The organism is Salinimicrobium sp. TH3 (genome assembly GCF_026676115.1).
In the GTDB taxonomy this organism is placed as follows: domain Bacteria; phylum Bacteroidota; class Bacteroidia; order Flavobacteriales; family Flavobacteriaceae; genus Salinimicrobium.
Map to the genome: position 1 here is coordinate 515,530 of NZ_JAPONB010000002.1, position 26,370 is coordinate 541,899.

Below are 26,370 nucleotides of genomic sequence, written 5' to 3' on the forward strand. Positions count from 1 at the left end.
ATGAACAATGGAAGTACGGCAACTTTGTTTAGAACGTTTCTAAATAAAAGCCGCTTATAAATTCATTTTGCCATGCAGGAAAATGTCGCTCAAAGTACCTTTGAAAAAACACGGTTGGAAGAGGGGTTTTATTTGCTCCGGTTTCAAAATACAACCAGGGAGCGGGTGAAGATCCATCGAAATATCAACAGCAACTTCATCCAGTTTCATTTTTCCGGAAAAGGAGAAGGCAGGTTTTTCTTCAATAATGGCAGTTATAAAATTCCGCTGCTGGAAGAAAATGCACTTTTGCTTTACAACCCCAAACGTGACCTGCCCATTGACCTGGAGCTGCAGCCAGGCAGCTGGGTGATCTCCATCGTGATCTCGATTAAAAAATTTCATGCCCTTTTTTCTGAAGAGGCAGGTTATGTAAGTTTTCTTAGTCTTGAGAACCGTGATAAGCAATATTATAAGGACAGTCCATTAACCCCCGGAATGGTGATCGTCCTAAACCAGGTGGTGAATTATAATGTGGTTCCAAGTATTAAAAACCTTTACTTTAAAGCTAAGGCATATGAATTGCTAAGCCTCTATTTTAACCGTTCTGGAGAGCCCGATGTTGAGCAGTGCCCTTTTTTAAGTGACGAAGAGAATGTGCTAAAAATAAGAAAGGCCAAGGAAATTGTGATTGCCAATATGGCCGAACCTCCTTCACTGCAGGAATTGTCCAGGGAAATTGGCCTTAGCCTTAAAAAACTTAAGGAAGGGTTCAAACAGATTTATGGAGATTCAGTCTTCAGCTTTTTGTTTGATTATAAAATGGAATACGCCCGAAAGCTATTGGATTCCGGAGAATATAATGTGAATGAAGTTGGACTTAAAGTTGGTTACAGCACTTCCAGTCATTTTATTGCAGCCTTTAAAAAGAAATTTGGGACAACTCCAAAGAAGTACCTAATGTCACTTTCTTCGGAAGCCTGATCTATAAATTTCTTCAATGCAGCCATTTTTCTAAAGATTTCCTGAAGCTTTTTTGTCCGAATTTAATAATTGTATTTTTACAGCAAATTCAAAAGATGAGTAAAGGAGTATTACTGGTCAACCTTGGTTCGCCCGACAGCACAGACCCAAAAGACGTAAAAAAGTACCTCGATGAATTCCTCATGGATGAAAGGGTTATTGACGTGCCTTATTGGGCTCGTACTCTCTTAGTGCGGGGGATTATTCTCAATACCCGGCCAAAAAAATCGGCAGAGGCTTATGAGAAGATCTGGTGGGAAGAAGGTTCTCCTTTAATTGTTCTTTCTGAAAGGCTTCAGGAAAAGGTGGATTCTATAACTTCAGTTCCTATTGCACTGGCCATGCGTTACGGCAAGCCCTCGATTAAAAGCGGACTTCAGGAACTGCATGACAAAGGAGTGGATGAGGTATTGATCTTTCCCCTGTATCCCCAGTTTGCCATGGCAACTACCGAAACTATTCTAGTGCTGGCAGAAGAACTTCGGAAAAAGCATTTTCCGCAGATGCAGTTTACTTCGGTTCCCGCCTTTTATAATCATGCAGATTATATTCGGGTGCTGGGCACGAGTATTTCAGAATCCTTAAAAGGAGTGGATTTTGATCACCTTTTGTTTTCCTATCACGGGGTTCCAAAAAGGCATATCAGGAAAAGTGATATTACCCAATCTCATTGTAAAATAGATGGCAGTTGTTGCCAAACTCCTTCTCCTGCACACCAGTTCTGTTACCGTCACCAATGTTATGAAACCACCAAACTGGTAGCTGAATACCTGGGGCTTGAAAAAGGGAAATTTTCGGTGTCCTTCCAGTCCAGATTGGGATTTGATCCATGGTTGCAGCCTTATACAGATCGTACTATTGAAAGAAAAGGTCTGGAAGGAGTTAAGAACCTTGCTATTGTGACTCCGGCGTTTGTTTCAGACTGTTTAGAGACGCTCGAGGAGATTGCAATGGAAGGAAAGGAGATTTTTGAAGAAGCAGGCGGTGAAAAATTCACAGTTGTGCCCTGTCTTAACGATCGGGAAGATTGGGTGAAGGTACTGGCGCGTTGGGTTGATGAATGGGCGCACCAAAATGTAGCTGTATAATACCTTTTTTGACACCTTAGCAAGAATTCGTTTTAAAAACCAGACCTGCCTTGGAATATTACAACTACATCAAAGCCCTGCACCTTATTTTTGTGATCACCTGGTTTGCGGGACTTTTTTATATCCCCCGGCTTTTCATCTACCACATTGAAGCTTCAGAGAAACCTGAACCTGAAAAGAGCATTTTAAGCGAACAATTAAAGATCATGACCAGGAGACTGTGGTTTATTATTACCTGGCCTTCAGCAATTCTTGCAACTCTGTTCGCCGTCTGGCTCCTTGTACTTATGCCGGGTTGGTTACAAATGCCCTGGATGCACGTGAAACTTGCTTTTGTGCTGCTTCTTTTCTTTTACCATGGTAAAAGTCATCATATTTTTAATCAGCTTCAAAATGATAAAATCACCTGGACATCGAACCAAATGAGGCTTTGGAATGAGGTGTCCACCCTTATTCTTTTTGCAGTAGTATTCCTGGTGATCCTAAGAGATGCGTTAAATTGGATCTATGGTGTAGTCGGAATTTTTCTTTTGGCTGCGATGTTGATGCTGGGAATAAAAATTTACAAGCGTTTACGCTCCAAAAATCCCGATATTTAGAATGGTTTAATAATTGTTAGTTATTTTGCCACCTTAAAAATTACTCTTTGAAATTCTCTTTAAGAACCCGAATATTCCTTTCTATGATCGTGCTGGTGTTACTGGCATCAATTTTAATTGGAGGAATTACGGTACTGCAATATAAAAAGGAAGCACAGGAATATCATAGGGAACGACTCGAACGAAAGGAAGAGGCGATAAGGGAGCACATCAAATTTGTAGTGGAAAGTACCACCTATGAGATAAGGGAGGAGACGGTTTACCTTATTCTTAAACAGGACGACAAGATCCACGAGATCTCACAAGTGCATAATATGCCCATTAACGTCTATAGTCTCGAAGGCGACCTTATCTTAAAGTCGAACCAGTCCTTTTTCCCGGATACGACCGATCTTAGACTTGACAGGACAATTGTGGAAAAGCTGCAGTCTTCTTCCAGAAAAAGGGTGATAGAACAAACCATCAAAAACGACAAAAGATTTCAATCTTCCTATACCTATATCACAGATAATAAATTCCGGCCGCTGGCGATCCTCAACCTTCCATATCTCGAAGATGACTATTTTATAACCCGCGATTTAAGGAACTTTCTCATAAAACTTACCGAAGTTTATTTATTCATGCTGGTCCTTGCGATCCTGCTCGCTTATTTTCTTTCAAAATATATCACCCGAAGCTTAAAAACAGTTTCAGAAAGGATTCATCAAACGCGGCTTGACAAGAAGAACCAGAAAATCGAGATTGGTAATGTAAGTGAGGAGATCTTTACCCTGGTGGCAGCATATAATTCGATGATCGACGAGCTTGAGGAAAGTGCGGCTAAACTGGCCACTAGCGAGCGGGAACAGGCCTGGAGGGAGATGGCCAAACAAGTGGCCCATGAAATTAAAAATCCTCTTACGCCAATGCGCCTCAGCGTTCAAAGTTTTCAAAGAAAATTCGATCCCAATGATCCTCAAATTCAGCACAAGGTTGATGAATTTAGTGATACGCTTATCACCCAGATCGATACCATGAGCTCTATTGCTTCAGCTTTTTCCAATTTTGCGAAAATGCCCGCCCAACAAAATGAAACACTAAATGTTCCAAAAATAGTTAAACTCGCCCTCGATATTTTCAACGAAGATTACATCCTGTTCTCTTCAGAAAAAGAAGAGATCGTCGCCAAGTTTGATCGTACTCAGCTTATTAGGGTGGTGACAAACCTGGTGAAAAATGCCGTACAGGCCGTCGAGAAGGAAGAACATCCTGCTGTCCTGGTTTCGGTGATGGAGGAGGAGAACCGCGCCTGCTTAATAGTTTCAGATAATGGCGTTGGGATTTCTGAAGAAAATATGGACAAGATCTTCGAGCCTAAATTTACCACCAAATCCAGCGGAATGGGTCTTGGCCTTGCGATGGTAAAAAATATTGTGGAGAGTTGCGGCGGAAGCATCACGTTTACCTCCAAATTAAATAAAGGCACTATCTTTAAGGTTCATTTTCCAAAATAACACGACATGAATTTCGAAAATATCCTGTTCGAAGAGAACGAAAACATTGGTTACATAACGATCAACAGGCCAAATAAACTTAATGCTCTAAACAAAGCTACCATTGCCGAACTTAACGAAGCATTTGAATCTGCCCGTGAAGATCATGATATCAAAGTGGTGATCCTCTCCGGAAGTGGAGAAAAAGCCTTTGTGGCAGGAGCCGATATTAGTGAATTTGCAGATTTTTCAGCCGAAGAAGGGAGGCGACTTGCTGCCGAAGGTCAGGAAAAGCTGTTTGATGTAGTGGCCAATTTTCCAAAGCCGGTAATCGCAGCAGTCAACGGATTTGCGCTAGGTGGCGGACTCGAACTTGCCATGGCTGCACATTTTAGAATTGCCAGTGACAATGCCAGGATGGGGCTACCCGAAGTTTCCCTGGGAGTGATCCCAGGTTATGGAGGTACCCAAAGATTACCACAACTGGTAGGTAAAGGAAAGGCAATGGAAATGATCATGACTGCCGGAATGATCGATGCCAAAGAAGCACTCGATTACCACCTGGTAAATCATGTGACCACTCCTGAGGAGTTAATTCCCCTGGCGGAAAAGCTTGCCGGTAAAATCATGAAGAATTCCATGATAGCGGTTGCTGCGGCAATCAAAGCTGTTAATGCTAATTACGAGGATGGAGTGAACGGGTTTGAAGTGGAGATCGACGAGTTTGGAAGCTCTTTTGGAACCGAAGATTTTAAAGAAGGCACTTCTGCATTCCTGAATAAACGAAAGGCGAATTTCCCGGGGAAATAGGAAAATTTCCATATAAAAGGAAAATATCCTATTTTTGTTCCTATGGAGAGGAACGATTATATCAAAGGAAGGGGAGCGCAGCACCAGGTCAAGAACAGGTTTGATGCCCTGTCTTATGAATTGAGAGATGATTTTCTCAACTATTGTGCGGCCGAAGGTGAGGAGGCAACCACTTCACAAACTACTTTGATAGATACATTTCCCAAGACTATTGTAAATAAAGTGACCAGCCCCGATGTGGGGATGGAATATTCTCTTAATCCTTACCAGGGATGTGAGCATGGATGTGTTTACTGTTACGCCAGGAATTCACATGAGTATTGGGGTTATGGGGCAGGTCTTGATTTTGAGCAGAAGATCCTGGTAAAAAGAAATGCAGTTGAATTGCTTGAGCAAAAACTCCGCAGTAAAAGCTGGAGAGCTGCCCCTATTGTACTTTCGGGGAACACAGATTGCTACCAACCTATTGAGCGGAAACTGGAGATCACCAGGAGATTACTTCAGGTCTTTCTAAAATATAAACACCCTGTTGGGATTATCACCAAAAATGCTTTGATTCAACGGGATGTTGATATTCTGCAGGAACTTGCAAAAGATAACCTTGTAAGGGTAAATCTTTCCATTACCTCTTTAGATGAAAAAACGAGACAATTACTGGAACCCCGAACGGCCAGTATAAAGAAGCGCCTGGAAACGGTCGGGTTGCTGGCTTCCAGGGATATACCCGTTAGTGTAATGATGGCACCAATTATTCCTTCCATCAACAGCCATGAGATTCTGCCTTTGGTCAAAGAGATCTCAGAAAGGGGAGCCTGTGGAGTAGGGTATACTGTGGTAAGACTTAATGGTGCTATTGGGGAGGTTTTTTCTGAATGGATCAGGAAAGCAATGCCAGACAGGGCAGAAAAAGTCCTGCACCAAATCGCCGAATGTCACGGCGGAAATCTCAACGACAGCCGCTTTGGTACCCGCATGAAAGGAGATGGAAATATTTCCGATCAGGTTGCACAGCAATTTGCAATTGCACGAAAACTATATCTAAAAGATCGGGAGCGCCCGGCGCTGAACCGCGAATTGCATGAGCAATACAAAGATGGACAAATGAAACTCTTCTAAAAATCCCATTGGTGAGAGGGAAGTCCCCACTCCCGAAAAAACTGATCTAAATATTTAACCATAAAATCGTGGCGCTCTTCGGCCAGCTTTTTTCCCGATTCTGTATTCATTCGGTCCTTTAAAAGAAAAAGCTTTTCATAAAAATGATTTATGGTAGGCGCTGTGGATTTCTTGTATTCCTCCTTGCTCATGTTCATGTTAGGGGGAATAGCTGGATCAAAAATGGCTCTTCCTTTAAAGCCACCATAGTTAAAAGTTCGGGCAATGCCAATTGCTCCCAAAGCATCTAGTCTGTCGGCGTCCTGCACTACCTGCAGCTCGGGGGAATTGAATTGCTGTTGCTCATTTCCTCCTTTAAAAGAGATCCAGTTTATGATGTTCTCTACATGTACAATGATGTCTTCGGGAACCTCTTTTTCCTGTAGAAAGTTTCTTGCTATCTCAGGGCCTAAAGATTCATCTCCACCATGAAATTTGTAATCGGCAATATCGTGAAGCAGCGCTCCCAGTTCTACCACAAAGAGATCAACTTTTTCACCTGCGGCGATTGCACGTGCGTTGTTGTAAACCCTTTCAATGTGGAACCAGTCGTGGCCTCCTTCGGCGTCCTGTAATTTATGCTTTACAAATTCAACAGCGTCTGCAACGATCTTGTTTTGGTCCATAGGTCTCTAAAATGTCGTATTAAGGCCTAAATTATATCGGCTGTTATTGTGCGTTCTACCTGGGCTACAAGTGCATCGGAAACCATGGAATTTGCTGCAATTGGTTCATGTACCTTCAACATGAAATGAACTCCAATTCCCATTGGGAAGTTTCCGTAGCGAAAAAGTTTCCAGCTGTTATTGATGGTTATGGGAACAACCAAAGCTTCGGGCATTTTTTCAATTAGCAACTGCAATCCCTTTACGGCAAATTTCTTGGGTGCGCCCGTACGGCTGCGTGTTCCTTCAGGAAAAATGACGGCAGAGCGTTTATTCTCTTTGAGGTAATCTGCAAATTTGCTCAACGCAATCATGGATTCCCGTCCCTTTTTTCGATCAATAAGTAAATTCCCGCCGTGTCTTAAATTATATGAAATACTTGGTATCCCTTTTCCTAACTCTTTTTTGCTTACAAACTTTGGGTGGTGCTTTCTAAAGTGCCAGATGATGGGCGGAATATCATAAGTACCCTGGTGATTCGAGACGAAAATGCAGGATCTGTTAGTGGGCAGGTTGTGAGGATTTTCTATAGTAAAACTTGTGCCTAAAAGATTGAGGCAACGCAGAAGAAAGAAATTCATAGCATCGACACTTTTCTTATGGCTTTCGTAACCACCTAATTTAAGGGAGATCCACTGGATAGGATGAAAGACCAGCAGGGTAAGAAAAAAGAAAAAGAAAAATATTACTGAAATGGGATAGGAGAGGATCTTTTTTAGTTTTTTCATTCTTTCTTGCTTGTAACGGGCTGCAATTTCTGCATTTAATTCATGACGTGCAAAATCTAATTAAGCCATCAATGTATATATTTTTTTGTGTAGGAGCACCGGTTGAGACAGGTTGTTGTTGGCTGGTTAAAACAAAAAAAGCTGTCAAAAAAGAAATTTTTGACAGCTTAAATTTTTAAAAATGGCCTTTTACGCCAGCATTTTTAGCAAAACTCGTTGTAAGCTTCAGTAAGATTATCGGCAATAACCTCTGCAGGACGTCCTTCTATGTGATGTCTTTCCAGCATGTGTACCAACTCCCCGTCTCTAAAAAGAGCCATGGATGGAGAAGATGGAGGAAAAGGTACCATATAATCACGGGCCTTATCTGTTGCTTCTTTATCTACTCCGGCGAAAACCGTTACCAGGTGGTCGGGTCTTTTAGTATTCTGTAAAGACATTCTGGCTGCAGGACGGGCATTGGCAGCGGCACAACCGCATACAGAGTTTACCACTACCAGGGTAGTACCTTTTCTGGCAATTGCCTCATCAACTTTCTCTACTGTATGTAATTCTTCAAACCCAATGCTGGTAAGATCTTCGCGCATTGGCTTCACTAATTCCGGTGGATACATATATCAATTTTTTATTGTTAGAACTAAAGATGCAAAGATACCAAATTAAACTAAGAGCATAAATTTTGGAAAGTTAAACCCCTGAGTGGCTCCTCATTCAGAAGAAAAGCCGTTGTAAAATACTATCTTTGCAGCCCAAAAGTACCAGAATGATCAAATGGTTTGCCGCTTTTGTCGGCTTTATGTTTTATGGTTTCCGTGGAGCTATCCTTGGATTTATTATAGGAAGTATTATTGATTCTCTTATTTCCTCCCGTAGGGGAGGATTTAATATTTTTTCTGAAGAAGAGCGTGTCACTCCGGGGGATTTCGAACTTCACCTGTTAACGCTTTCGGCTATTGTTATTAAAGCCGATGGACAGGTGAGTCAGCAGGAGATGGATTACGTGCGTAACTATTTTGTGCAGGCCTATGGAAAGGAACGTGCAAATGCTGTTTTTCGCACTTTTAATGATGTTGTAAAAAGTCGTGAACTTGACGAGAGAAGAATTGCCCAGTTCCTGGTTGCCCGCACTCAATATGCGGCCCGGCTGCAAATAGTTCACTTCTTGTTTAGTATTGCCAATGCCGATGGAAGAGTAAGCCAGGCCGAAGCGGGGAAAATTCGGCAAATCGCGGGGTACCTGCGCATTGGGTCAAAGGATTTTGAGAGTCTTTACGCCATGTTCTTCAAGACTACAGATAATTCCTATAAGATCCTGGAAATCGACAAGTCTGCGACCGATGCCGAAGTTAAAAAAGCATACCGCGAAATGGCCAAGAAATACCATCCCGACAAACTTCAGCATATGGATGAAGCTTACCGCAAAGGGGCTGAAGAAAAGTTTCGAAGAGTCCAGGAAGCTTATGAACAGATTCAGAAGGAAAGAGGTTTTTAAGATTCCTGAATTTTTCTACTGAAGCAATTTATTACCGAATTTTAATCCAACGAACAATGTTCTCGGTCTGGAGGGACCATAGACATAATTGGCATCCCGGTCTACACCCATGTCAAAATCTTCCTGGTATTGATCAAATAAATTCTGAACCCCCAGATTGAATTCCAGCTCAAAACTTTTGGCCAATTCAAAAATATAGGCGGTTTTAAAGTTTACTTCCATAAAACTTCTCGTTTTTTCGAGGCGGTCCTTTTCAATGTATCCCGCCAGGTGTGGTACATACATGCTGCCGGTGTAAACGCCGGAAAGATTATTCTGCCAGTTTTTTACCGGAGCCCAGGTAAGGATGAAATTTCCGTAGATATTGGGTGACTTGAAGAAATTTCGGGCGTTTTGGAGAGATACTTCCGGGTCATCGCTGAATTGTACAGGAACGTCATATTTTGCCTTTTGCAGGGTTCCTCCCAATTGCAGGATCCAGTCCTGATTGGGTGCGAAAACCACATCCAGGTTCATCCCGTAGACATCGGCTCCCTCCCCGTTTCTTTTTTCAAAAATCGTTTCAGAAATACGTTCCAGGACAAAAGGTTTTTCCAGCCTGGTGTAAAATGTTTCGAAGGTGAAACGGTAATTTTGGTCCAAGGTACTTTTGCTCCATTCTGCGGAAGCCAGATAGCTATGTGAGGTTTCTGACTCCAGATCATCTGAAAATTGTACAAGACTTACTTCTCCTGCAGCTATCCTCGCATGAATATCCTCTGTGAAGACCTGCGGCGCCCTGAAACCTTTTGCATAGCTGGTGCGGAATTGCAATTGTTCGCTTGCCGCATATAGCACATTAAAACGCGGATTTAAAACAACATTTTCTTCGGCCGCATTATGAAGGTCTGCACGTAATCCTCCCAGAATTTTTAATTTTTTTGTAGTCTGCCATTCCTGTTGGGCATAAAGACCAAGTATGTTAAGGTTCTGGTCGATCTTAGCATTATAACCGGGTTTGCGGTCTCTCATTAAATTGTTCCTGAACTCACTCCCGGCTGTAAAAGTTGCGGTTGAGCCAAGGAAATTTTCCTGATCGAAGGAGAATTGGGTTCCCAACAGATATGTGTTGTCAAGCGAGTTCCCATAACCTTTGATACTCTCTTCTAAAGTTTTGCCTTTTCCGCCATAGAAATTGTCATTTTTTGATAACTGGGCTGTTCCGTATACAGAGTAGCGAAAATTCTTATTTCTTGAGAAGGCTTCGTAAGTTAGACCACCTCCAATTACTTCACTTTCGATCTGTTCGGTAATATCGGCTTCAAAAGGTTGAAGATGCAGCTTATTTCCACCACGACGAAATTCATGGATAGTGTGGAAATCAAAGCTTATTTCACTGCGGTCATTGGGTTTGAGAAATGACTTAAAGCCGAAGGTTTTATTTTCTACCTCTGTAATTTCAGTAAACCCGTCGTTATTGTGGTCATAAGGATCTCGGTCCCTAAACATTCCGTAGACATTTAACCCGGAATTATAATCGTTAGACAAAATAGTTCCATTTACTGTAATAGCCTTATCACTGGCCTCGCGACTGGTAGCCGCTATGTTTCCTGCTACCTCAAAATAATCTTCGGTAGGAACTTTTGTAATGATATTAATTGTACCTGCAATGGCATTTGACCCATAGAGGGCAGAACCCCCACCTCGCACAACTTCAATCCTTTCAATAGAATTAGCGGGAATTTGATCCAGGCCATATACACCATTAAGGGCGCTAAAGATGGGCCTGCTGTCAATTAGGATCTGTGAATAAGCACCATCAAGACCGTTCATGCGTACCTGCGAAAAACCACAATTCTGGCAATTGGTTTCCATACGCAGGCCGGGTTGGAAATTCAAACCTTCACTAAGACTTATGGACTGTGTGGCTTTAAAATCTTTTGAAGAGGTGACTGAAACAATTACCGGGGCGGTATGTCGAAGTTGTCCTGTGCGGCTGGCAGAAATTACCACCTGGTCAAGCCCTGTAATGTCCTCCTGTAGGGAGAAGTCCATACTTTGATCCTCAGGAACTAAAATATCCAGGTGGTTTCTCAATGTCTTATAGCCTATAGCCTTAAGTATTATTTCATGGTGCCCCAGGGGAGCCTCAAGGTAATATTTACCCTGCTCATTTGTGGTCGTACCTATTTTCGTGCCTTCAAGGTAAATGTTGACAAAAGGAACCGGAGTGCCGTTGGCAGTGACCTCACCGGAAACCTTAGCGGTTTGCGCCAGGCCAATTTGAACTGAAAGAAATATTAATAAGCTGAGTAATAACTTCAAAACAATAATTTCATCAAAGCTATAAAGTAATTTTAGATAAGTCTAAAAATTGTTTATGAATTTTTAAAAATGTATTTTTGGCATGTAAAAATGAAATAATTTTATGTTTAGTCTTTCCGAAGAAAATTATCTTAAGGCCATTTTCCATTTAGAAAGGAAATATGCCGGGGGCGTTAGTACCAATGCCCTGGCCGAAGAAATGGAGACCAAAGCATCTTCGGTTACCGATATGGTGAAGAAACTCTCTGAAAAAGACCTGGTGAAATACAGAAAATATCAGGGAGTGCACTTGAGTGAAAAGGGGAAAAGAACCGCTATTGAAGTTATTCGAAAGCATCGTCTTTGGGAAGTCTTCCTGGTGGAAAAACTAAACTTCTCCTGGGATGAGGTACATGATATCGCAGAACAACTGGAGCACATAAAATCTGAAAAATTAACTGATGAGCTGGATAAGTTTCTGGGGCATCCAAAAAGAGATCCGCACGGAGATCCTATTCCCGATGGCGATGGTAATTTTAGGATCTCCAACAAAATGTTACTGGCCGATCTTGAGGAGGGCCAGGCGGGAATTTGCGTAGGAGTGAAAGATTCTTCTACAGAATTTCTAAGGTACCTTGATAAAAATGAGATCACCCTTGGAAAAGCTATAAAAATAGTGCAGCGGGAAGAATATGATGAATCCCTTTTGATCAAGATCAATGATAAAGATCTGCGCATTTCGAAGACAATTTCAAAGAACCTATTTGTAAAACCCATTGAGTCATGAATGATATAATAGCATATTTTGAGAGCATCGATCCCGTAATGGCGGCCTTCCTGGCCACTTTATTTACCTGGGGACTAACTGCCTTGGGTGCTTCGCTGGTTTTTCTTTTCAAAAAAATGAACCGGGCCTTGTTTGACGGGATGCTGGGTTTTACCGGTGGAGTAATGGTGGCTGCAAGTTTCTGGAGCTTACTGGCGCCCGGGATTGAAATGAGTAAAGGAGAAGGGTTTGTAAAAGTTATACCTGCCGTGGTAGGATTTGGACTGGGAGCTTTGTTCATTTTTGGCCTTGATAAGGTGCTACCACATTTACATGTAAACTTTAAAATGGCCGATAAGGAAGGAGTGAAAACTCCCTGGCATAAATCTGTTCTGCTTACTTTGGCTATTACGCTGCACAACATTCCAGAAGGTCTTGCCATTGGGGTTCTTTTTGGAGGAGCTGCAATGGGGCTGGAAGGTGCCAGTATTGGCGGAGCTGTCGCTTTGGCTATGGGTATCGGGTTGCAAAACTTCCCTGAAGGTTTTGCGGTAGCCATGCCATTGCGGGGGCAGGGGATGAGCCGCTGGAAAAGCTGGAACTATGGACAGCTTTCAGCCATTGTTGAGCCTGTTGCTGCTGTTCTGGGAGCATGGGCAGTGATGACCTTTGAACCTATTTTACCTTATGCGCTGTGCTTTGCCGCAGGTGCCATGATCTTCGTTGTTGTCGAAGAGGTTATTCCCGAGGCGCAACAGGATCGTTTTACCGATATTGCCACTATGGGCTTTATCGGTGGTTTTATGGTCATGATGACCCTGGATGTAGGACTCAGCTAGCTGCCTATAAGGTTAAATGCTCCTTTGGTCAGGATCTGTTTTCCTTTTAAAGCTTCGGGATCTTCAACTGCCGTAAACCCGTTATAAGTTGCTTGTGGCTTCACCTGGACACGGGTGAAAATATATTCATCCCCGTTCGTATTTTCCAAAACCAGCACATGATGAGCATTATCGACTTCTACAATTGCAGCTTCGGGAAGGGCGGGAAGTAGTTTGCTGTGGGTAATGATCCTGGCTTCCACAAACATTCCTACTGCGAATTTGCTTTTAAGACTGTCTTCAAGATGAGCATGAACCCCCGCCATACGATCTTCATCAATGCTTTTTCCCACCAGCCATATCTCTGCCTCATAATTTTTTGAGGGCTCCTGGGGCAGGCTAAAGTTAATTTTTTGTCCTACTTTGATCTTCATGAGATCCTTTTCAAAAGCATTTAGTTCGAGGTGAAGATGATCTGTGTTCACGATTTCCATAATATTATGGGTCGGCTCCACAAACATCCCTTTTGTAACATTCACCCTGTCCACAGTGCCGCTAATAGGGGAATAAACATTTATTTCTGAAGTAACTTTTCCTGCTTCCACTTCCTGTGGATCGATATTCAACATCTGAAGCTTTTTCCGCAGGCCATTGTAACGCGCCAACCCACTTTTGTATTCGCTTTCCACTCTTAGGAAGTTCTTCTTTGAAGTGATGTTTTCATCGAGCATTATTTGCTGCCTTTCATATTCAGCCTTCAGGAAATCGAGTTGCCCCGCCAGCTCCAGGTATTCCTGCTGGAGCTCAATATATTTTGGATTCTCAAGACTAAGTAAAAGCTGCCCCCGTTGCACGCTGTTTCCTTCCAGCAGAGGTGCCCGCTTCACGTAACCCCCTTCAAAAACATTGATTTGCGCCCTGTTTTCGGGTGGGACATCGATCTTCCCATTTACCCGAATGATCTCCGGAAAATCTTTTTCCGTTAGTTCCCCGAGTTCCATCCGGTTATGTTCAAACTGTTCTTTGGTGATGACAATTCCCTCCCGGTCCTCATTCATTTCGGCTTTGGCCACATCGGGTTCAGATTTACATGAAGCCAGGAGTAACACTGTCAAAAAGGGTAAATATTTAATACTTTTCATGGTTCTAGGATCATTAGTTGATTAATGGCAATCACGGTTTGATTGTAGGTATACAGGGTGTCGAGAAATGACAACCTTATTCTGTAAGCGTTCTCAAGGCTTAGAATGTACTGGAAGAAATCTATCTCCCCGTTTTGATAGCCAAAATTTGCGGTTCTTAAAATTTCTTCTGAAAGTGCATTTCCTTCCTGTTGATAGTAGGAAAGAGCCTCCTCATGTTTCTCCAACTGTGTCATAAGCTGAAGGTATTTTGTTTCGAGTAGCCGCTCGTTTTGCAGGGCTTCTTCAGCAGCAATTTCTGTTGCTATTTTTGAGGCTTTTATCCTGGCAGCATTTCCGCTGAAGAGAATAGGAATGCGAAGTCCCGCCTGGTATCCCGAAAGATGATCATTTACATCTTCATTTAATCCGCGAAAGTAGCTGAAGGTAATTTCCGGCAGGAGGCGCTGCTTTTCCACTAAATTTTCGGCCCTGGCGAGGGAAATCCGTTGCTCATAAAGTTGCTTTAGCACATGTTGATCTACACTCATCCTGGTGATCTCCATTTTTTCAAATGGAGCCTGTGCAATCCTCAACTCTTCCTCTGCCTGCACAAGCTGCATAATGTTGGTGTAGGCAAGGCTTACTTCAGCTTCGGCCTTCTTGAGCTCCAGCTCAAGTTCCCGTTGCCGGGCCTGGGCAGTGATCTTTTCCAGGTAATTGGTTTCTCCCAGTTCAAACCTTCGCGTGGCGGCATGGGAGAAGTTGCTGTATAGGGTGTCGATCACATACAAGGTTTTTCTCTTTTCCTGTGAATATTGATATTCCAGATAACTCAAAGCGAGTTCCTGTTCCAGGGTTTTTCTGACTATTTCATAATTGAGCTTTTCAAACTTTGTACTTTCCTTATACCGCTTTAACTGCGCAAAATAGAAGGTGGGAAAATCCAGGCTTTGATCTACTCCAAACATTTTCAGCGGCTCCCCATTGGACAGGAATTCGACATTATTCCGGCTGTAGTATAGATCAGTTTTATTAAAACTAAAAGCAGCACCTTTTAATGCTTGAGCCTGTTCCACCTTTAATGCGGCAGCTTTAAGCCCCACGTTGTTCTCCATTGCCAGTGAGAGGAGCTCGTCATAGCTAAAGCTTTTCTCCTGCGCCACGGCCGGAATAGAGAAAAGTAGCAGGATGAAGAGGAGTTTTTTATTTTTACCTTTCTTCGTTTTGTGAGAGGGTTTTTTGTCGCTTTTTCCAAAAATAGAGTATAGAATTGGCAGCACAATCAAGGTGAGGAAAGTTGCCGTGACCAGACCGCCAATGACCACTGTGGCCAGCGGTCTCTGAACTTCTGCTCCTGCATTGGTAGAAACCGCCATGGGAAGAAATCCCAAAGCTGCGGCAGAGGCTGTAAGCAGTACGGCCCGCAGGCGATCTTTAGCCCCTTGTCTTACCAGTTCATCTCCATGTTCCATTCCATTATTTTTTAAATGATTGAAGTGTTCGATGAGTACAATTCCGTTCAAAACGGCAATCCCAAAGAGGGCAATAAAACCAACCCCGGCCGAAATACTAAAGGGCATATCCCGCAGCCATAATAACCACACTCCACCTACTGCTGCCAGGGGAATAGCCGAATAGATGATGAGGGTTTCCTTTATGGAATTAAAGGCAAAGTACAGCATGAAAAAGATAAGAATAAGTGCTACCGGTACTGCATACTTCAACCTGTTGGAAGCCTTTTGAAGATTTTCAAATTGACCGCCGTAGGAGACGGTGTATCCGGGGGGTAAATCCAGGTTGTTACTGATGATCTCCCTTACATCATCTACAACCGACTGCAGGTCCCGGTTTCTTACATTGATACCTACAACAATTCGCCTTTGGGTTTCATCGCGGGAGATTTTGGCGGCGGTCTTCTGGTAGGATACATCAGCAACCTCACTAAGGGGAATTTTGCCACCTGCTGGAAGATCCACATAAAGGTTCTGTAGGTTAGCAATATCCCTCCGGTTTTCTTCATCCAGCCTTACCACCATGTCGAAGCGTCTTTCCCCTTCAAAAAAACTTCCCATGGTCTTTCCCCCAAATGCCATACTTAAAACTTCGTTAATGTCGGCAACGTTCAGTCCGTACCTGGCGATCTCACTTCGATTATAGTTCACAGCCATTTGGGGTAGGCCTTCAACTTTTTCTACGGTAATATCGGCAGCACCTTCTACGTTCCTTATAAGATCTTCTATTTGTGCGGCTTTACTACTCAAAATTCCGAGATCTTCTCCAAATATTTTTATCGCGATATCTGCCCTTACCCCGGTGATGAGTTCATTAAATCTCATTTCGATGGGTTGAGTGAATTCTACTTCCATCCCCGGCATAACTTCCAGCGCTTCCTTTATCTTATCGGCGAGCTCGTCCTTACTGTTTGCACTTACCCATTCACTTTTGGGTTTAAGGGTAACAATCACATCGCTTTCTTCCATTGACATAGGATCTGTAGGAACTTCTGCAGCACCTATTCGGGAAACAACCTGGTCTACTTCAGGGAAATTGTCGATCAAGATGCGCTCTATTTCTGTAGTTATTTCTATAGTCTTGCTAAGGGAAGTCCCTGTCTTTAAAATCGGCTGGATAACGAAATCCCCTTCATCCAGGGTTGGTACAAATTCTCCTCCCATAGTAGTATACAGGTAAACACTGGCCGCCAGCAGGATCACTGCCATTGCAAGAACAACTTTTTTGATCTTTAACGCCCGGGTGACCGAAGCATCATAACTATTGTTGAGGAATTTCATTAACCTGACCGACCAGTTTTTTGGTCCTGGTTTTGAAGGCTTGAGAAAAATGGAGGAAACTACGGGTACATAAGTGAAGCAGAGGATCATGGCACCAACCAGGGCGAAACTAAAAGTTAGGGCCATAGGCCTGAACATTTTTCCTTCCACCCCTGTTAAAGAGAGGATAGGTATAAAGACGATGAGGATGATCAATTGTCCAAAGACAGCAGAATTCATCATTTTTGAGGCCCCTGTAAGGGTGATTTTATTTTTTAATTCCTGTCTTTCCTGTTTTTGGAGACCTTCAAAATCATCACTCTTTTTGTTTATCTTGAAAGCAATGAATTCTACTATGATCACTGCCCCGTCTATGATGATCCCAAAATCTATAGCTCCCAGGCTCATGAGATTGGCATCTACCCCAAAAGTGTACATCATGGAGAGCGCAAAGAGCATAGAAAGAGGGATCACAGAACCCACAACAAGCCCGGATCTTATATTTCCTAAAAGCAGAACCACCACGAAGATCACGATGAGAAATCCCAGGACGAGGTTTTCTGTAATGGTAAAGGTGGTCTTATCAATAAGCAGGCTACGGTCCAAAAAGCCGTTAATGTAGATCCCTTCGGGAAGGGTTTCAGAAATTGAAGCCACCCGTTCCTGCACAGCCTCAATCACTTTTTTAGAATTCGCATCCTTCAGCATCATCACCTGCCCAAGTACCTTTTCCCCTTCAGCATTTCCTGTAATTGCACCATAGCGCGTAGCCCTTCCAAAACCTACTTCAGCAATGTCACCTATATAAACAGGAATCCCGTTCCTGTTCTTAACCACAATATTCTCAATATCCTCCAGGGAACTAACCAGACCTTCTCCCCGAATAAAATATGCCTGATTCTCCTTTTCAATATACCCGCCTCCTGCCACACTATTATTCTTTTCAAGGGCTGTGAAAACCTCGGCAGCAGTGATATCCATGGCTGCGAGTTTTTCAGTTTTTATGGCCACTTCATACTGCTTCAGGTTTCCGCCCCAGCTGTTTACTTCCACAACACCCGGTATTCCCGAGAGCTGTCTTCTCACGATCCAATCTTGTATGGTTCGAATGTCGGTAGGAGAGTATCTGTCCTCATACCCGGGCTTGACATCCAGGATGTATTGGTAGATCTCTCCAAGGCCGGTAGTGATCGGGCCCATCTCGGGCGTACCGAAACCTTCGGGAATAGATTGTGATGCAGCATCTATCTTTTCCGCAATAAGCTGCCGTGGCCGGTAAGGTCCCATGTCATCCTCGAAAACAATGGTGACAACAGATAATCCAAATTTTGAGACTGAGCGTATCTCCACTACTCCGGGAAGATTGGCCATTTCCAGCTCTATGGGAGCGGTAATGAATTGCTCCATATCCTGGGTGGAGAGGTTTTGCGAGGTGGTGATCACCTGCACCTGGTTATTGGTAATATCGGGTACCGCGCCAATGGGGATCTGGGTAAGGGAATATATCCCGTAGCCCACCATTACGAGGGTAAGCAGAAGAATGACTAGTTTATGGGTTAAACTAAACCGGATTATTCGTGTTAACATAATTCAGAACTTCAATGTTTATTTTGCCGGGGGGAGCCGGTTTTAAAAATTGAGGGAATTATGCGTGCCTGGGTGGCTGAAAAATATTGGTAGTATTGAGGGAAGTGTAATTATTGTTATGGAAATAGATTACCTGTTGTTGTGAAACAAGTGGATTTTTTGGTTGGGGACTTTCAAAATATTCCGGTACGAATAAATTTACTGTGGTTTGAGAATGGTCAGGCCTAAAAGGAAGATTCTCGTGTCCTTCATGAGAAGCGGAATGATCCTCTTTTTGGCTTCCATAGTGTTTGGTGAGAAATACAAAAAAGGAATCGCCGTAATCTTCGAAATGAACCCGGGCGTGTGCCACCAGTTCGTCAAAACACAATAGATCTGCAGCTCCAAAATTAAAGGATTGAAACAGGAGCAGTACCGACAGCGAAATGGAAATGAAAAACCTCATAACTACCTCTAATTTACGAAATTTGCTCAATAAAAATACGGGGGGAAATCAATTAGATTAATTCCGGAAATTTGCAACAGGGACTTTTTTTTGTAGTCTTTATGATATGAAGAAATTTATAAGTGTATTTTCGGCAGTTTTACTTTCTGCCATTTCCTTTGCGCAGGAAATAGATTCCACAGTCGCAGAACAGGTGCGAATAAACACAGATCTTGGCGTGGGGCAGAATTTCCTTGTCGATGAAACGAAAATAAAATTTATGGGTGTGATATCAGATTCCCGTTGCCCTAAGCAGGTAACATGTATCTGGCCCGGTGAGGCAAAGGTTTTGCTTGGAATTGAATTGAACGGGGAATACTTTCAAAAAGAAGTGGTGATATCGGGTGGTGGTGCAGAGCTGGCGCTTTCTGAAGTGCTTCAAATGCAAATCACGGGTTTAACGCCGTATCCGGAAACGGCAAAGGGAATAGCTCCCGAAGAATACTGCCTCAGTTTTGTGGCAGTACTTCCGCAGTAAGATCAATGACAGCTTCCGCAGCTGGTTTCACATGCTTTGCCGCTCTTTTTCTTGCTTCCAAAGATAAATTTGGGCTTATAAATAAACTTGGTAAACATGTAACCTACTGCTAAACCAAAGGTGATAAAGACAAGTATTTCCTGAAATAATTCCATAGTCTTATTTAAGTATTTGAAACGCTAACAACGCAGCCACATACGCAATTGCGGTCATGGTTACTAACTGCAATAAAGGCCATTTCCAGGTGTTAGTTTCTCTTTTTACAATTGCAAGGGTACTCATACACTGCATTGCAAAGGCATAAAACAACAGCAAACTTACTCCACTAGCAAAGGTGAAAAGAGGTCCTCCCAGGATATGGTTGGTCTCCGATGCCATTCTTGCTTTAATAGTTTCTTCTTCGTCACTACCTACGCTATAAATAGTAGCCAAAGTACCCACAAAAACTTCTCTTGCTGCAAAAGAACTTACAAGGGCTATGCCAATTTTCCAGTCATATCCCAATGGAGCTACAGCCGGTTCAATCGCTTTTCCAATATTCCCGATATACGAATGCTGAAGCTTATAGGAAGCCACCAGTTCATCGATCTCGTCTTCGGGCAAGTAGGTTTCACTGTACTCGGTTTCGACTATCTCACGGGCATTGCTAAAGTTATCTCCCGGCCCATAACTGGCCAGTACCCATAAAATTATAGATATCGCAAGGATGATCTTTCCGGCACCCAGGACAAAGGCTTTTGTCTTCTCCACTACATTAATGCCCACATTTTTAATCATTGGCACTTTATAATTGGGCATTTCAATAACGAAATACGATTTGCTTTTGATCTTAAGGATCTTGTGCAGTATCCAGGCAGATCCTATGGCCATTGAAAAACCAAGAAGGTACAACAGCATGAGCGTTAAACCCTGAAGGTTAAATCCCATAAAGGACTTATCGGGAATTACAAGTGCTATAATGATAAGGTATACCGGTAACCGGGCAGAGCAGGTTGTAAAAGGAACTACAAGGATGGTTATCAATCTTTCTTTCCAGTCTTCAATGTTCCTGGAGGCCATAACCGCAGGGATAGCACAGGCAGTACCCGATACCAGTGGCACAACACTTTTTCCACTAAGGCCAAAGCGGCGCATGGTCCTGTCCATAAGGAACACCACACGGCTCATGTAACCACTTTCTTCTAAGATTGAAATGAACAAAAAGAGAAAAGCGATCTGTGGAATAAATATTACAATGCCTCCCAGCCCGGGGATGATCCCTTCGGCAATAAGATCTGTAAAGGGTCCCGGAGGCATAAAATCCCTGGTGATCTCACTAAGCTTTGCAAAAGAGGCATCAATAAAATCCATAGGATAACTCGACCAGTCATAGATGGCCTGGAAAATAAGAAGCAGAATAGCAAAGAAGATCACATAACCCCAAATTTTATGGGTGAGGATCCTGTCCATTTGAGCACGTAAACCTCTGGCAGCATTTACATCTACCGTCATTGTCTCTTTAAGGACATTATTAATAAATTGATATCGCAGGATGGTCTCTTTTTGCTGCATCCTCTTAAGAGCTCCCTCATCTTTGGTCACAAAATCTTCTCTAAGAGTATCACTGTTCCGGTTTACATTCCCAAAATTCACGTCCTGGGTAATTACCAGCCAAAGTTTATATAATGATTGATTAGGAAAGGCATTTCTCAACCTGCCAAAATATTCGGGATCCATTTTGGATGCGTGAAGACAAGGTTCGGTAGAAATGTGCCGGTAATTTAAAATATGCTCTTTTAGCTCATCAATTCCGGTTTTTTTCCTTGCACTTACCAAAGCTACTTTTGTCTTCAATTGCTTTTCAAGAGCAGGAACATCAATTGAAATTCCTTTGCGCTTCATCCTGTCGGCCATGTTGATGACCAGGATCGTAGGGATCTCAAGATCCTTGATCTGGGTGAAAAGCAAAAGGTTGCGTTTCAGGTTTTCCACGTCGCTCACAACTACCGCAACATCTGGGTAATCCTTGTCATTTTTATTCAGAAGTAGCTCAATGACAACATTTTCATCAAGAGATGATGCATTAAGACTATATGTGCCGGGAAGGTCTAGAATGTGAGCTTTAACATTCCGCGGAAGTTTACAAACTCCTTCTTTCTTCTCTACCGTGATCCCCGGGTAATTTCCTACCTGCTGGTTTAGACCTGTGAGCTGATTGAAAACAGAAGTCTTCCCGGTGTTAGGATTGCCAATTAATGCAACATTTATTTGTTTGGCCATGGTCAGGGAATAATTTCAATTTCAATTTGCAGGGCTGTCTCTTTTCTTATTGCCAGGTGACTGCCGTTAATATTGAGATAAAGCGGATCCCTGAATGGAGCGGTTTGTACCAGTTCAACTTCATTACCCGGCAGGCATCCCATCTCGAGAAGTTTTAGCGGAATTACCTCTGCTGAAATTTCCTTGATTATGCCTCGCTGGCCCCTTTTAAGATCGGCAATGGTAGTGGTCAATGTTTATTTAGATTGATTTTAAACAAGGCAAAAATAAGGCAAAATATACACTTACAAAAACTTGCACCCACAAAAGAAATTTTTATTAAGGCTTTCCTGATAAAGATCAGCTTAACGATCTTCTTTTTTAAGGATTTCAATGTCGTGCATGAGTTCTTCAATGGCCTTGGGATCTGTACCATCATAAAAGCCTCTTATCCTCTTTTCCCTGTCCACGAGGACAAAATTCTCTGTATGTATCATGTCGAAGGTACCACCATCTCCATCAGATTTTGCTGCTAGATATGATTTTCTCGCCAGTTCATAAATCTCCTTTTTATCCCCCGTTACCAGGTTCCACTTTTCATCATTAACCCCTTTTTCATCGGCATATTTTCTTAGCACAGGAACGCTATCATGATTGGGTATTACTGTGTGTGAAAGTAACAGGATGTCCTTGTCGTTCTTTAGCTTCTCCTGGATTTGCAGCATATGATCTGTCATGATCGGGCAAATAGTTTGGCAAGTAGTGAAGAAGAAATCGGCTACATAGATCTTGTCTTTATAGAAATTCTGAGTGATAGTATCGCCGTTCTGGTTGTATAGCTTAAAGTCTTTGATGGTGTGATATTTCCGTACCTCCTGCATGGTGGAATCTACCAGCTCGCTATTCACCATGTTTGGCTGGAAGACAGGAAGCCTTTCTTCGGGCTTCAGGATGTTATAAATGATCGTTATGATGATCGCCGAGAGCACAAAGAGAAAGATTCCGAAGAACTTATATTTCGCGAAAAAGCTAAGCATAGCATTTATTTGGATACAAAATTACGATTCTAAACGGCATTTTTGAGATCCCACCACCTTAAAAAAATTTGTTCCTGAACCTACTCTCCTTTTAAGCTTTTTTGAGAACCATTAAAAGGTTACTTTTGTGCGATTTTAATTTAGCCAGATCGCGTATGGATCCGTTTTTTATAAAAGCATTACAGTTAATACTCAGTTTATCCATTCTCATTGTTCTTCACGAACTTGGGCACTTTATTCCGGCGAAAATGTTCGGAATAAAAGTGGAGAAATTTTTCCTCTTTTTTGACGTAAAATTTGCTCTTTTCAAGAAGAAGATAGGAGATACCGTTTATGGAATTGGATGGCTTCCCCTGGGAGGTTACGTCAAGATTGCCGGGATGATCGATGAAAGCATGGACAAGGAGCAAATGGCCCAGGCACCAAAGCCCTGGGAATTTAGGAGCAAACCTGCATGGCAACGATTAATCGTGATGGTAGGAGGAGTTACCGTAAACATTGTTCTAGGATTTGTTATTTATATGATGGTGGTATTCACCTGGGGAAGTCCTTATATTTCACCAGATGATATGCCCAATGGTTTTGCCGTAGACGACACCTTCAAGGAATTTGGTTTTCGCGATGGTGACCAGGTTTTGCAGGTGAATGGGGAAGACCTTAAGAACAGCATAGATATCAACAAATACCTTTTTTTAAGGGATGTTAATAATATCACTGTTAAACACCAGGACGGGCAGCAGGAAACAATTTCTGTTCCCGAAGAAATAGGCTCGAAAATGTTCCAGGAGGGCGTCATGCAGCCTTTTGTTCCAATTGAATATCCTGTGCTGGATTCTGTTGTTGCAGGTAGTCCTGCAGCTCTCGCCGGTCTCCAAAAAGGGGACGTTATCATCTCTATAAATGATATCGAGATAGGATACTGGCATGAACTTACCCGTGAAATTGAGGAGAATGAAGGAGAGCCCTTAAACATCATTTTTAGAAGGGATGGAGAATTTCAAAGTGTAGAGCTGGATGAGCAAAAAGCCAAAATCCTGGAAAATGGTATGATAGAGATCTCTGTTACGCCAAATGCTGAAGGAGAAATTGGAATTTCAAAGTCTTACAGCATCTCTGTGCAGCGTGAAAAATATTCTCTTGCCGAAAGTGTAAGCAAAGGTTTTGACCTTGCTTACTGGACGCTGCATGATTATGTGGCGCAGTTTAAATATGTTTTCACTAAAAAAGGAGCGACCCAGGTTGGTGGTTTTGGTGCTATAGGAGGTCTCTTCCCCGATGCGTGGAACTGGCAGGCCTTCTGGATGACCACTGCGTTTATCTCCATAATACTTGCTTTTATGAATATTCTACCCATTCCGGCGCTTGACGGGGGGCACGTGGTATTCCTCCTTTACGAAATGGTAACGGGCAGGACACCAAATGAAAAATTTATGGAATATGCACAGCTTGTTGGTTTCGTAATCCTAATTGCACTGGTATTGTTTGCGAACGGAAATGATATCTACCGCTGGCTCTTTGAATAAAATATTGAAATAAATTAAATTATATAAGGCCGAAAAATGATATTTTCGGCCTTTATTTTTTGAACTTTATGAAAACTTATTTCTCTTTCTCTGCTTCGGAATACCTTCGGAAAATGTCATTTTTGGCGGGTATCCTTTTTCTGGTTTCCTGTTCTTCAGATAATGCAGATGATCCTGCGCCGCCTGAAGTTGAGCCGCAAACTGAAACTATTGTCATCTACTCCATCAATGATCCACACGGGAGGATCCACAACTTCGGAAGGATAAAGGCAATTATTGATGCCGAAAAAGAAACTGAATCCCAGGTCTTCTTTGTCTCTGGCGGGGATATTTTCTCGGGAAATCCCATTGTTGACTACCACCCCGAGAAAGGATTTCCCATGGTTGATCTAATGGGCAGGGCCGGGATGGATGTGAGTGCTTTGGGGAACCACGAGTTCGATTACGGGCAGGAGGTGCTACAAAAAAGAATGTTGCAGTCCCAATTTCCTTTTCTTTGTGCAAACATTGAAAGCAGCAGTTCAGGCTTTACCATTCCGCAGGGAAAAGTGGTTCTTGGAAAAGATGGATTTGAAATAGCCTTTATAAGTGTTGTGGAAACAGGATCGGCAGATAATAAGCCATTGTCTCACCCAAAGAAACTTAAGGGCCTGGAATTTAAGGAAGGTGTAAACGCTATGGGAAAATACCGGAATGATCCCGAAGTAATGGCAGCCGACCTTGTGGTGGCGCTAACACATTATGGAAGGGAAGGGGATAAGATGATCCTGGAGCAGCATGATTTTGTTGATCTTGTAGTAGGAGGTCATAATCATGCGGTGTACAGCCAAAAAGTAGCGGGACGATACATGGTGCAATCAGGATCAAACCTGAAGCTTCTCACAAAATTGAGTCTAACGGTAGAGAATGGAGACGTTGTAGATTACCGGCATGAGCTCATCGATCTTGATATGGTGACCCAAACCGATGAGGAAATTGAGAAGTTGATTTCTGAGTACAACAATAAACCCGAATTCTTTGAGGAAATAGGCACATCCCTGAGAGATCACAGTACCCCCGAAACAGCCTGTTTCTATACCGATGCCATACGTGCAGTAACCGGAGCCGATTTAGTTTTTCAAAACTACGGCGGAATTCGTGCCGGACTGGACTATGGAAGTATCACACCTTTCGATCTTTACACCATAGATCCTTTTCAAAATGGGCTGGATTCTTTCAACATGACCGTTGAGCAGCTAGAAACTTTCCTTAATGCCGATTACGCCCCTTCCCTGGCTTATTCAGGGATTAAAATGGAGTACAGGAATGGAAGAGTAGAACTCATTGCAGCCAATGGCAAAATGATGGACGATGCCACCGCGATTACTGTGGCCATAAATGATTACCTGTCCCACGTCTATGAGCAGGATTTTCAACAGCCTACTAAAACCTATGATAAAACTACAGCCGAGTATTTAATAGATTACCTGGAGCAATACCAGTCTACTATCGATAACGCCGGCTGTAACCGAAGTATATAAGCCTTTTAAAAAAGGCATTTTTGAGAGGGAATTACAAGCACTAAGAATAAAAAAAAAGAACCTGAACTTGTTTCAGGTTCTTTTTGATTCTGATAATTAGATTAAGATTACCCTTAATAGGATGGCATTTTAATAGCTTTTACGACTGCCTCTTGTTTCTCCTCCTCTTAGGCTTCCCTCGATCCCGATGGCTATCGGGACTGCCCAACATAAGACAATAAAAAAGCCGACCACATGGTCGGCTTTATAAAGCTCCTCCTTCCCGATAGGAATCGGGACAAGCAATGGGCTCGAACCAACCCCGATAGCTATCGGGGCTCTGATTAACAGTCAGAATAAGTATTCTTTAGCTTCGCAAGCATTTCAGGATATTTTTTTAGGTTCTCAATGTAAACTTTACTTTTCATTCTTTTTATATGGCGCTCAACAGCTAAAGCCTGGACTTTATTTTTACACTCAATTTGTAAAAACAATATCCAGTCATCTGCTTTTCCTGTAAACTTATTGGAATGAGCTATAGAATGAAAATTCATTCTCACATCAAGATCATTTGTATATCCTGTATAGAATCTATTCAATTTTTTAGAATGGAGAATATAAACTGTAGCCATAATTTAAAAACAGAAAGCCCCACATAAAAATGTGGGGCTTTGTTGCTCCTCCTCTTGGGCTCGAACCAAGGACCCTCTGATTAACAGTCAGATGCTCTAACCAACTGAGCTAAGGAGGA

The 26,370-nt window shown here is 42.6% G+C and carries 23 protein-coding genes and 1 tRNA gene; 12 read left to right on the forward strand and 12 right to left on the reverse strand.

The genetic code is table 11. From position 1 onward, the window contains the following. The first annotated feature begins 72 nt into the window (after positions 1-72). The 6 genes from OU683_RS05625 (at position 73) to OU683_RS05650 (ending at position 6,087) form a co-directional block, all read left to right on the forward strand. Positions 73-963, forward strand: coding sequence for an AraC family transcriptional regulator (locus tag OU683_RS05625; protein WP_268136091.1), 891 nt, complete (start codon positions 73-75; stop codon positions 961-963). Between the two features lie 95 nt (positions 964-1,058). Beyond that, positions 1,059-2,090, forward strand: coding sequence for a ferrochelatase (gene hemH, locus OU683_RS05630; protein WP_268136093.1), 1,032 nt, complete (start codon positions 1,059-1,061; stop codon positions 2,088-2,090). Positions 2,091-2,140: 50 nt separating this feature from the next. Then, a complete protein-coding gene (locus tag OU683_RS05635) occupies positions 2,141-2,689 on the forward strand; it encodes a CopD family protein (RefSeq protein ID WP_268136095.1) in 549 nt (182 codons plus the stop codon). An 83-nt stretch (positions 2,690-2,772) separates the two neighbouring features. Continuing rightward, positions 2,773-4,182 carry a sensor histidine kinase gene (locus OU683_RS05640; protein ID WP_268136147.1) on the forward strand — a complete coding sequence of 470 codons (1,410 nt, stop codon included), beginning with the start codon at positions 2,773-2,775 and terminating at the stop codon, positions 4,180-4,182. Between the two features lie 6 nt (positions 4,183-4,188). Then, positions 4,189-4,971, forward strand: coding sequence for an enoyl-CoA hydratase/isomerase family protein (locus OU683_RS05645; protein ID WP_268136097.1), 783 nt, complete (start codon positions 4,189-4,191; stop codon positions 4,969-4,971). Between the two features lie 42 nt (positions 4,972-5,013). After that, on the forward strand, positions 5,014-6,087 hold the full coding sequence (locus OU683_RS05650) for a PA0069 family radical SAM protein (RefSeq protein ID WP_268136099.1): 1,074 nt from the start codon (positions 5,014-5,016) through the stop codon (positions 6,085-6,087). Here OU683_RS05650 and OU683_RS05655 read toward each other — a convergent pair. From OU683_RS05655 to OU683_RS05665, 3 genes are all read right to left on the reverse strand, one after another. Then, on the reverse strand, positions 6,084-6,752 hold the full coding sequence (locus OU683_RS05655) for an HD domain-containing protein (RefSeq protein ID WP_268136101.1): 669 nt from the start codon (positions 6,750-6,752) through the stop codon (positions 6,084-6,086). The two genes, OU683_RS05650 and OU683_RS05655, sit on opposite strands and share 4 nt — an antisense overlap. Positions 6,753-6,778: 26 nt before the next feature. Next, entirely contained in the window at positions 6,779-7,519 is a 741-nt protein-coding gene (locus tag OU683_RS05660; protein ID WP_268136103.1) for a lysophospholipid acyltransferase family protein, read from the reverse strand. Positions 7,520-7,722: 203 nt separating this feature from the next. Next, positions 7,723-8,133 (reverse strand): BrxA/BrxB family bacilliredoxin, encoded by a 411-nt coding sequence (locus tag OU683_RS05665; RefSeq protein WP_268136105.1) that lies wholly within the window; start codon positions 8,131-8,133, stop codon positions 7,723-7,725. 149 nt (positions 8,134-8,282) lie between these two features. Between OU683_RS05665 and OU683_RS05670 the strand changes: the two genes are divergently transcribed. Beyond that, entirely contained in the window at positions 8,283-9,011 is a 729-nt protein-coding gene (locus tag OU683_RS05670; protein ID WP_268136107.1) for a TerB family tellurite resistance protein, read from the forward strand. A 15-nt stretch (positions 9,012-9,026) separates the two neighbouring features. Here the strand turns inward: OU683_RS05670 and OU683_RS05675 are convergent, their stop codons facing one another. Continuing rightward, on the reverse strand, positions 9,027-11,315 hold the full coding sequence (locus tag OU683_RS05675; RefSeq protein WP_268136109.1) for a TonB-dependent receptor: 2,289 nt from the start codon (positions 11,313-11,315) through the stop codon (positions 9,027-9,029). Between the two features lie 103 nt (positions 11,316-11,418). On the opposite strand from OU683_RS05675, the gene OU683_RS05680 reads away from it, so the two are divergent. Continuing rightward, positions 11,419-12,081: a metal-dependent transcriptional regulator gene (locus OU683_RS05680; RefSeq protein ID WP_268136111.1), complete on the forward strand. Its 663-nt coding sequence runs from the start codon at positions 11,419-11,421 to the stop codon at positions 12,079-12,081. Beyond that, the gene (locus OU683_RS05685) at positions 12,078-12,899 is read left to right on the forward strand and encodes a ZIP family metal transporter (protein ID WP_268136113.1); all 822 of its coding nucleotides are present in this window, start codon (positions 12,078-12,080) and stop codon (positions 12,897-12,899) included. Before OU683_RS05680 ends, OU683_RS05685 begins: the two co-directional genes overlap by 4 nt. On the opposite strand, the gene OU683_RS05690 is transcribed toward OU683_RS05685, so the two are convergent. Genes OU683_RS05690 through OU683_RS05700 form a run of 3 tightly spaced genes read right to left on the reverse strand, consistent with a single transcriptional unit; the run spans position 12,896 to position 18,805 of the window. Next, entirely contained in the window at positions 12,896-14,020 is a 1,125-nt protein-coding gene (locus OU683_RS05690; RefSeq protein ID WP_268136115.1) for an efflux RND transporter periplasmic adaptor subunit, read from the reverse strand. The two genes, OU683_RS05685 and OU683_RS05690, sit on opposite strands and share 4 nt — an antisense overlap. Beyond that, positions 14,017-18,360, reverse strand: a complete 4,344-nt coding sequence (locus OU683_RS05695) for a CusA/CzcA family heavy metal efflux RND transporter (protein ID WP_268136117.1) — start codon at positions 18,358-18,360, stop codon at positions 14,017-14,019. Before OU683_RS05695 ends, OU683_RS05690 begins: the two co-directional genes overlap by 4 nt. A 58-nt stretch (positions 18,361-18,418) precedes the next feature. Continuing rightward, the gene (locus OU683_RS05700; RefSeq protein WP_268136119.1) at positions 18,419-18,805 is read right to left on the reverse strand and encodes a hypothetical protein; all 387 of its coding nucleotides are present in this window, start codon (positions 18,803-18,805) and stop codon (positions 18,419-18,421) included. 106 nt (positions 18,806-18,911) lie between these two features. Between OU683_RS05700 and OU683_RS05705 the strand changes: the two genes are divergently transcribed. Continuing rightward, positions 18,912-19,322, forward strand: a complete 411-nt coding sequence (locus OU683_RS05705; protein ID WP_268136121.1) for a hypothetical protein — start codon at positions 18,912-18,914, stop codon at positions 19,320-19,322. A gap of 159 nt (positions 19,323-19,481) precedes the next feature. Here OU683_RS05705 and feoB read toward each other — a convergent pair whose 3' ends face one another. From feoB to OU683_RS05720, 3 genes are all read right to left on the reverse strand, one after another. Next, positions 19,482-21,581, reverse strand: coding sequence for a ferrous iron transport protein B (gene feoB / locus OU683_RS05710; protein ID WP_268136123.1), 2,100 nt, complete (start codon positions 21,579-21,581; stop codon positions 19,482-19,484). A 2-nt stretch (positions 21,582-21,583) separates the two neighbouring features. Then, positions 21,584-21,814 (reverse strand): FeoA family protein, encoded by a 231-nt coding sequence (locus OU683_RS05715; RefSeq protein WP_228913970.1) that lies wholly within the window; start codon positions 21,812-21,814, stop codon positions 21,584-21,586. A gap of 111 nt (positions 21,815-21,925) precedes the next feature. Further along, the gene (locus tag OU683_RS05720) at positions 21,926-22,597 is read right to left on the reverse strand and encodes an SCO family protein (protein ID WP_268136125.1); all 672 of its coding nucleotides are present in this window, start codon (positions 22,595-22,597) and stop codon (positions 21,926-21,928) included. A gap of 155 nt (positions 22,598-22,752) precedes the next feature. Here OU683_RS05720 and rseP point away from each other — a divergent pair, with 155 nt between their 5' ends. Together rseP and OU683_RS05730 are read left to right on the forward strand one after the other, a co-directional pair. Beyond that, positions 22,753-24,120 carry an RIP metalloprotease RseP gene (gene rseP, locus OU683_RS05725; RefSeq protein WP_268136127.1) on the forward strand — a complete coding sequence of 456 codons (1,368 nt, stop codon included), beginning with the start codon at positions 22,753-22,755 and terminating at the stop codon, positions 24,118-24,120. Positions 24,121-24,188: 68 nt separating this feature from the next. Next, on the forward strand, positions 24,189-25,640 hold the full coding sequence (locus tag OU683_RS05730; RefSeq protein ID WP_268136129.1) for a bifunctional metallophosphatase/5'-nucleotidase: 1,452 nt from the start codon (positions 24,189-24,191) through the stop codon (positions 25,638-25,640). Between the two features lie 323 nt (positions 25,641-25,963). Here the strand turns inward: OU683_RS05730 and OU683_RS05735 are convergent, their stop codons facing one another. Both OU683_RS05735 and OU683_RS05740 read right to left on the reverse strand, forming a co-directional pair. Beyond that, complete coding sequence (locus OU683_RS05735) at positions 25,964-26,251, reverse strand: GIY-YIG nuclease family protein (protein ID WP_268136131.1); 288 nt, start codon at positions 26,249-26,251, stop codon at positions 25,964-25,966. A 45-nt stretch (positions 26,252-26,296) separates the two neighbouring features. After that, positions 26,297-26,370, reverse strand: a tRNA-Asn gene (locus OU683_RS05740).

Bases quoted from the DNA above. Each gene is read 5' to 3' on its own strand.
- OU683_RS05625 (WP_268136091.1), top strand. From the start codon at position 73: ATGCAGGAAAATGTCGCTCAAAGTACCTTTGAAAAAACACGGTTGGAA.
- hemH (WP_268136093.1), top strand. From the start codon at position 1,059: ATGAGTAAAGGAGTATTACTGGTCAACCTTGGTTCGCCCGACAGCACA.
- OU683_RS05640 (WP_268136147.1), top strand. From the start codon at position 2,773: ATGATCGTGCTGGTGTTACTGGCATCAATTTTAATTGGAGGAATTACG.
- OU683_RS05645 (WP_268136097.1), top strand. From the start codon at position 4,189: ATGAATTTCGAAAATATCCTGTTCGAAGAGAACGAAAACATTGGTTAC.
- OU683_RS05650 (WP_268136099.1), top strand. From the start codon at position 5,014: ATGGAGAGGAACGATTATATCAAAGGAAGGGGAGCGCAGCACCAGGTC.
- OU683_RS05655 (WP_268136101.1), bottom strand. From the start codon at position 6,752: ATGGACCAAAACAAGATCGTTGCAGACGCTGTTGAATTTGTAAAGCAT.
- OU683_RS05660 (WP_268136103.1), bottom strand. From the start codon at position 7,519: ATGAAAAAACTAAAAAAGATCCTCTCCTATCCCATTTCAGTAATATTT.
- OU683_RS05665 (WP_268136105.1), bottom strand. From the start codon at position 8,133: ATGTATCCACCGGAATTAGTGAAGCCAATGCGCGAAGATCTTACCAGC.
- OU683_RS05670 (WP_268136107.1), top strand. From the start codon at position 8,283: ATGATCAAATGGTTTGCCGCTTTTGTCGGCTTTATGTTTTATGGTTTC.
- OU683_RS05680 (WP_268136111.1), top strand. From the start codon at position 11,419: ATGTTTAGTCTTTCCGAAGAAAATTATCTTAAGGCCATTTTCCATTTA.
- OU683_RS05685 (WP_268136113.1), top strand. From the start codon at position 12,078: ATGAATGATATAATAGCATATTTTGAGAGCATCGATCCCGTAATGGCG.
- OU683_RS05690 (WP_268136115.1), bottom strand. From the start codon at position 14,020: ATGAAAAGTATTAAATATTTACCCTTTTTGACAGTGTTACTCCTGGCT.
- OU683_RS05695 (WP_268136117.1), bottom strand. From the start codon at position 18,360: ATGTTAACACGAATAATCCGGTTTAGTTTAACCCATAAACTAGTCATT.
- OU683_RS05700 (WP_268136119.1), bottom strand. From the start codon at position 18,805: ATGAGGTTTTTCATTTCCATTTCGCTGTCGGTACTGCTCCTGTTTCAA.
- OU683_RS05705 (WP_268136121.1), top strand. From the start codon at position 18,912: ATGAAGAAATTTATAAGTGTATTTTCGGCAGTTTTACTTTCTGCCATT.
- feoB (WP_268136123.1), bottom strand. From the start codon at position 21,581: ATGGCCAAACAAATAAATGTTGCATTAATTGGCAATCCTAACACCGGG.
- OU683_RS05720 (WP_268136125.1), bottom strand. From the start codon at position 22,597: ATGCTTAGCTTTTTCGCGAAATATAAGTTCTTCGGAATCTTTCTCTTT.
- rseP (WP_268136127.1), top strand. From the start codon at position 22,753: ATGGATCCGTTTTTTATAAAAGCATTACAGTTAATACTCAGTTTATCC.
- OU683_RS05730 (WP_268136129.1), top strand. From the start codon at position 24,189: ATGAAAACTTATTTCTCTTTCTCTGCTTCGGAATACCTTCGGAAAATG.
- OU683_RS05735 (WP_268136131.1), bottom strand. From the start codon at position 26,251: ATGGCTACAGTTTATATTCTCCATTCTAAAAAATTGAATAGATTCTAT.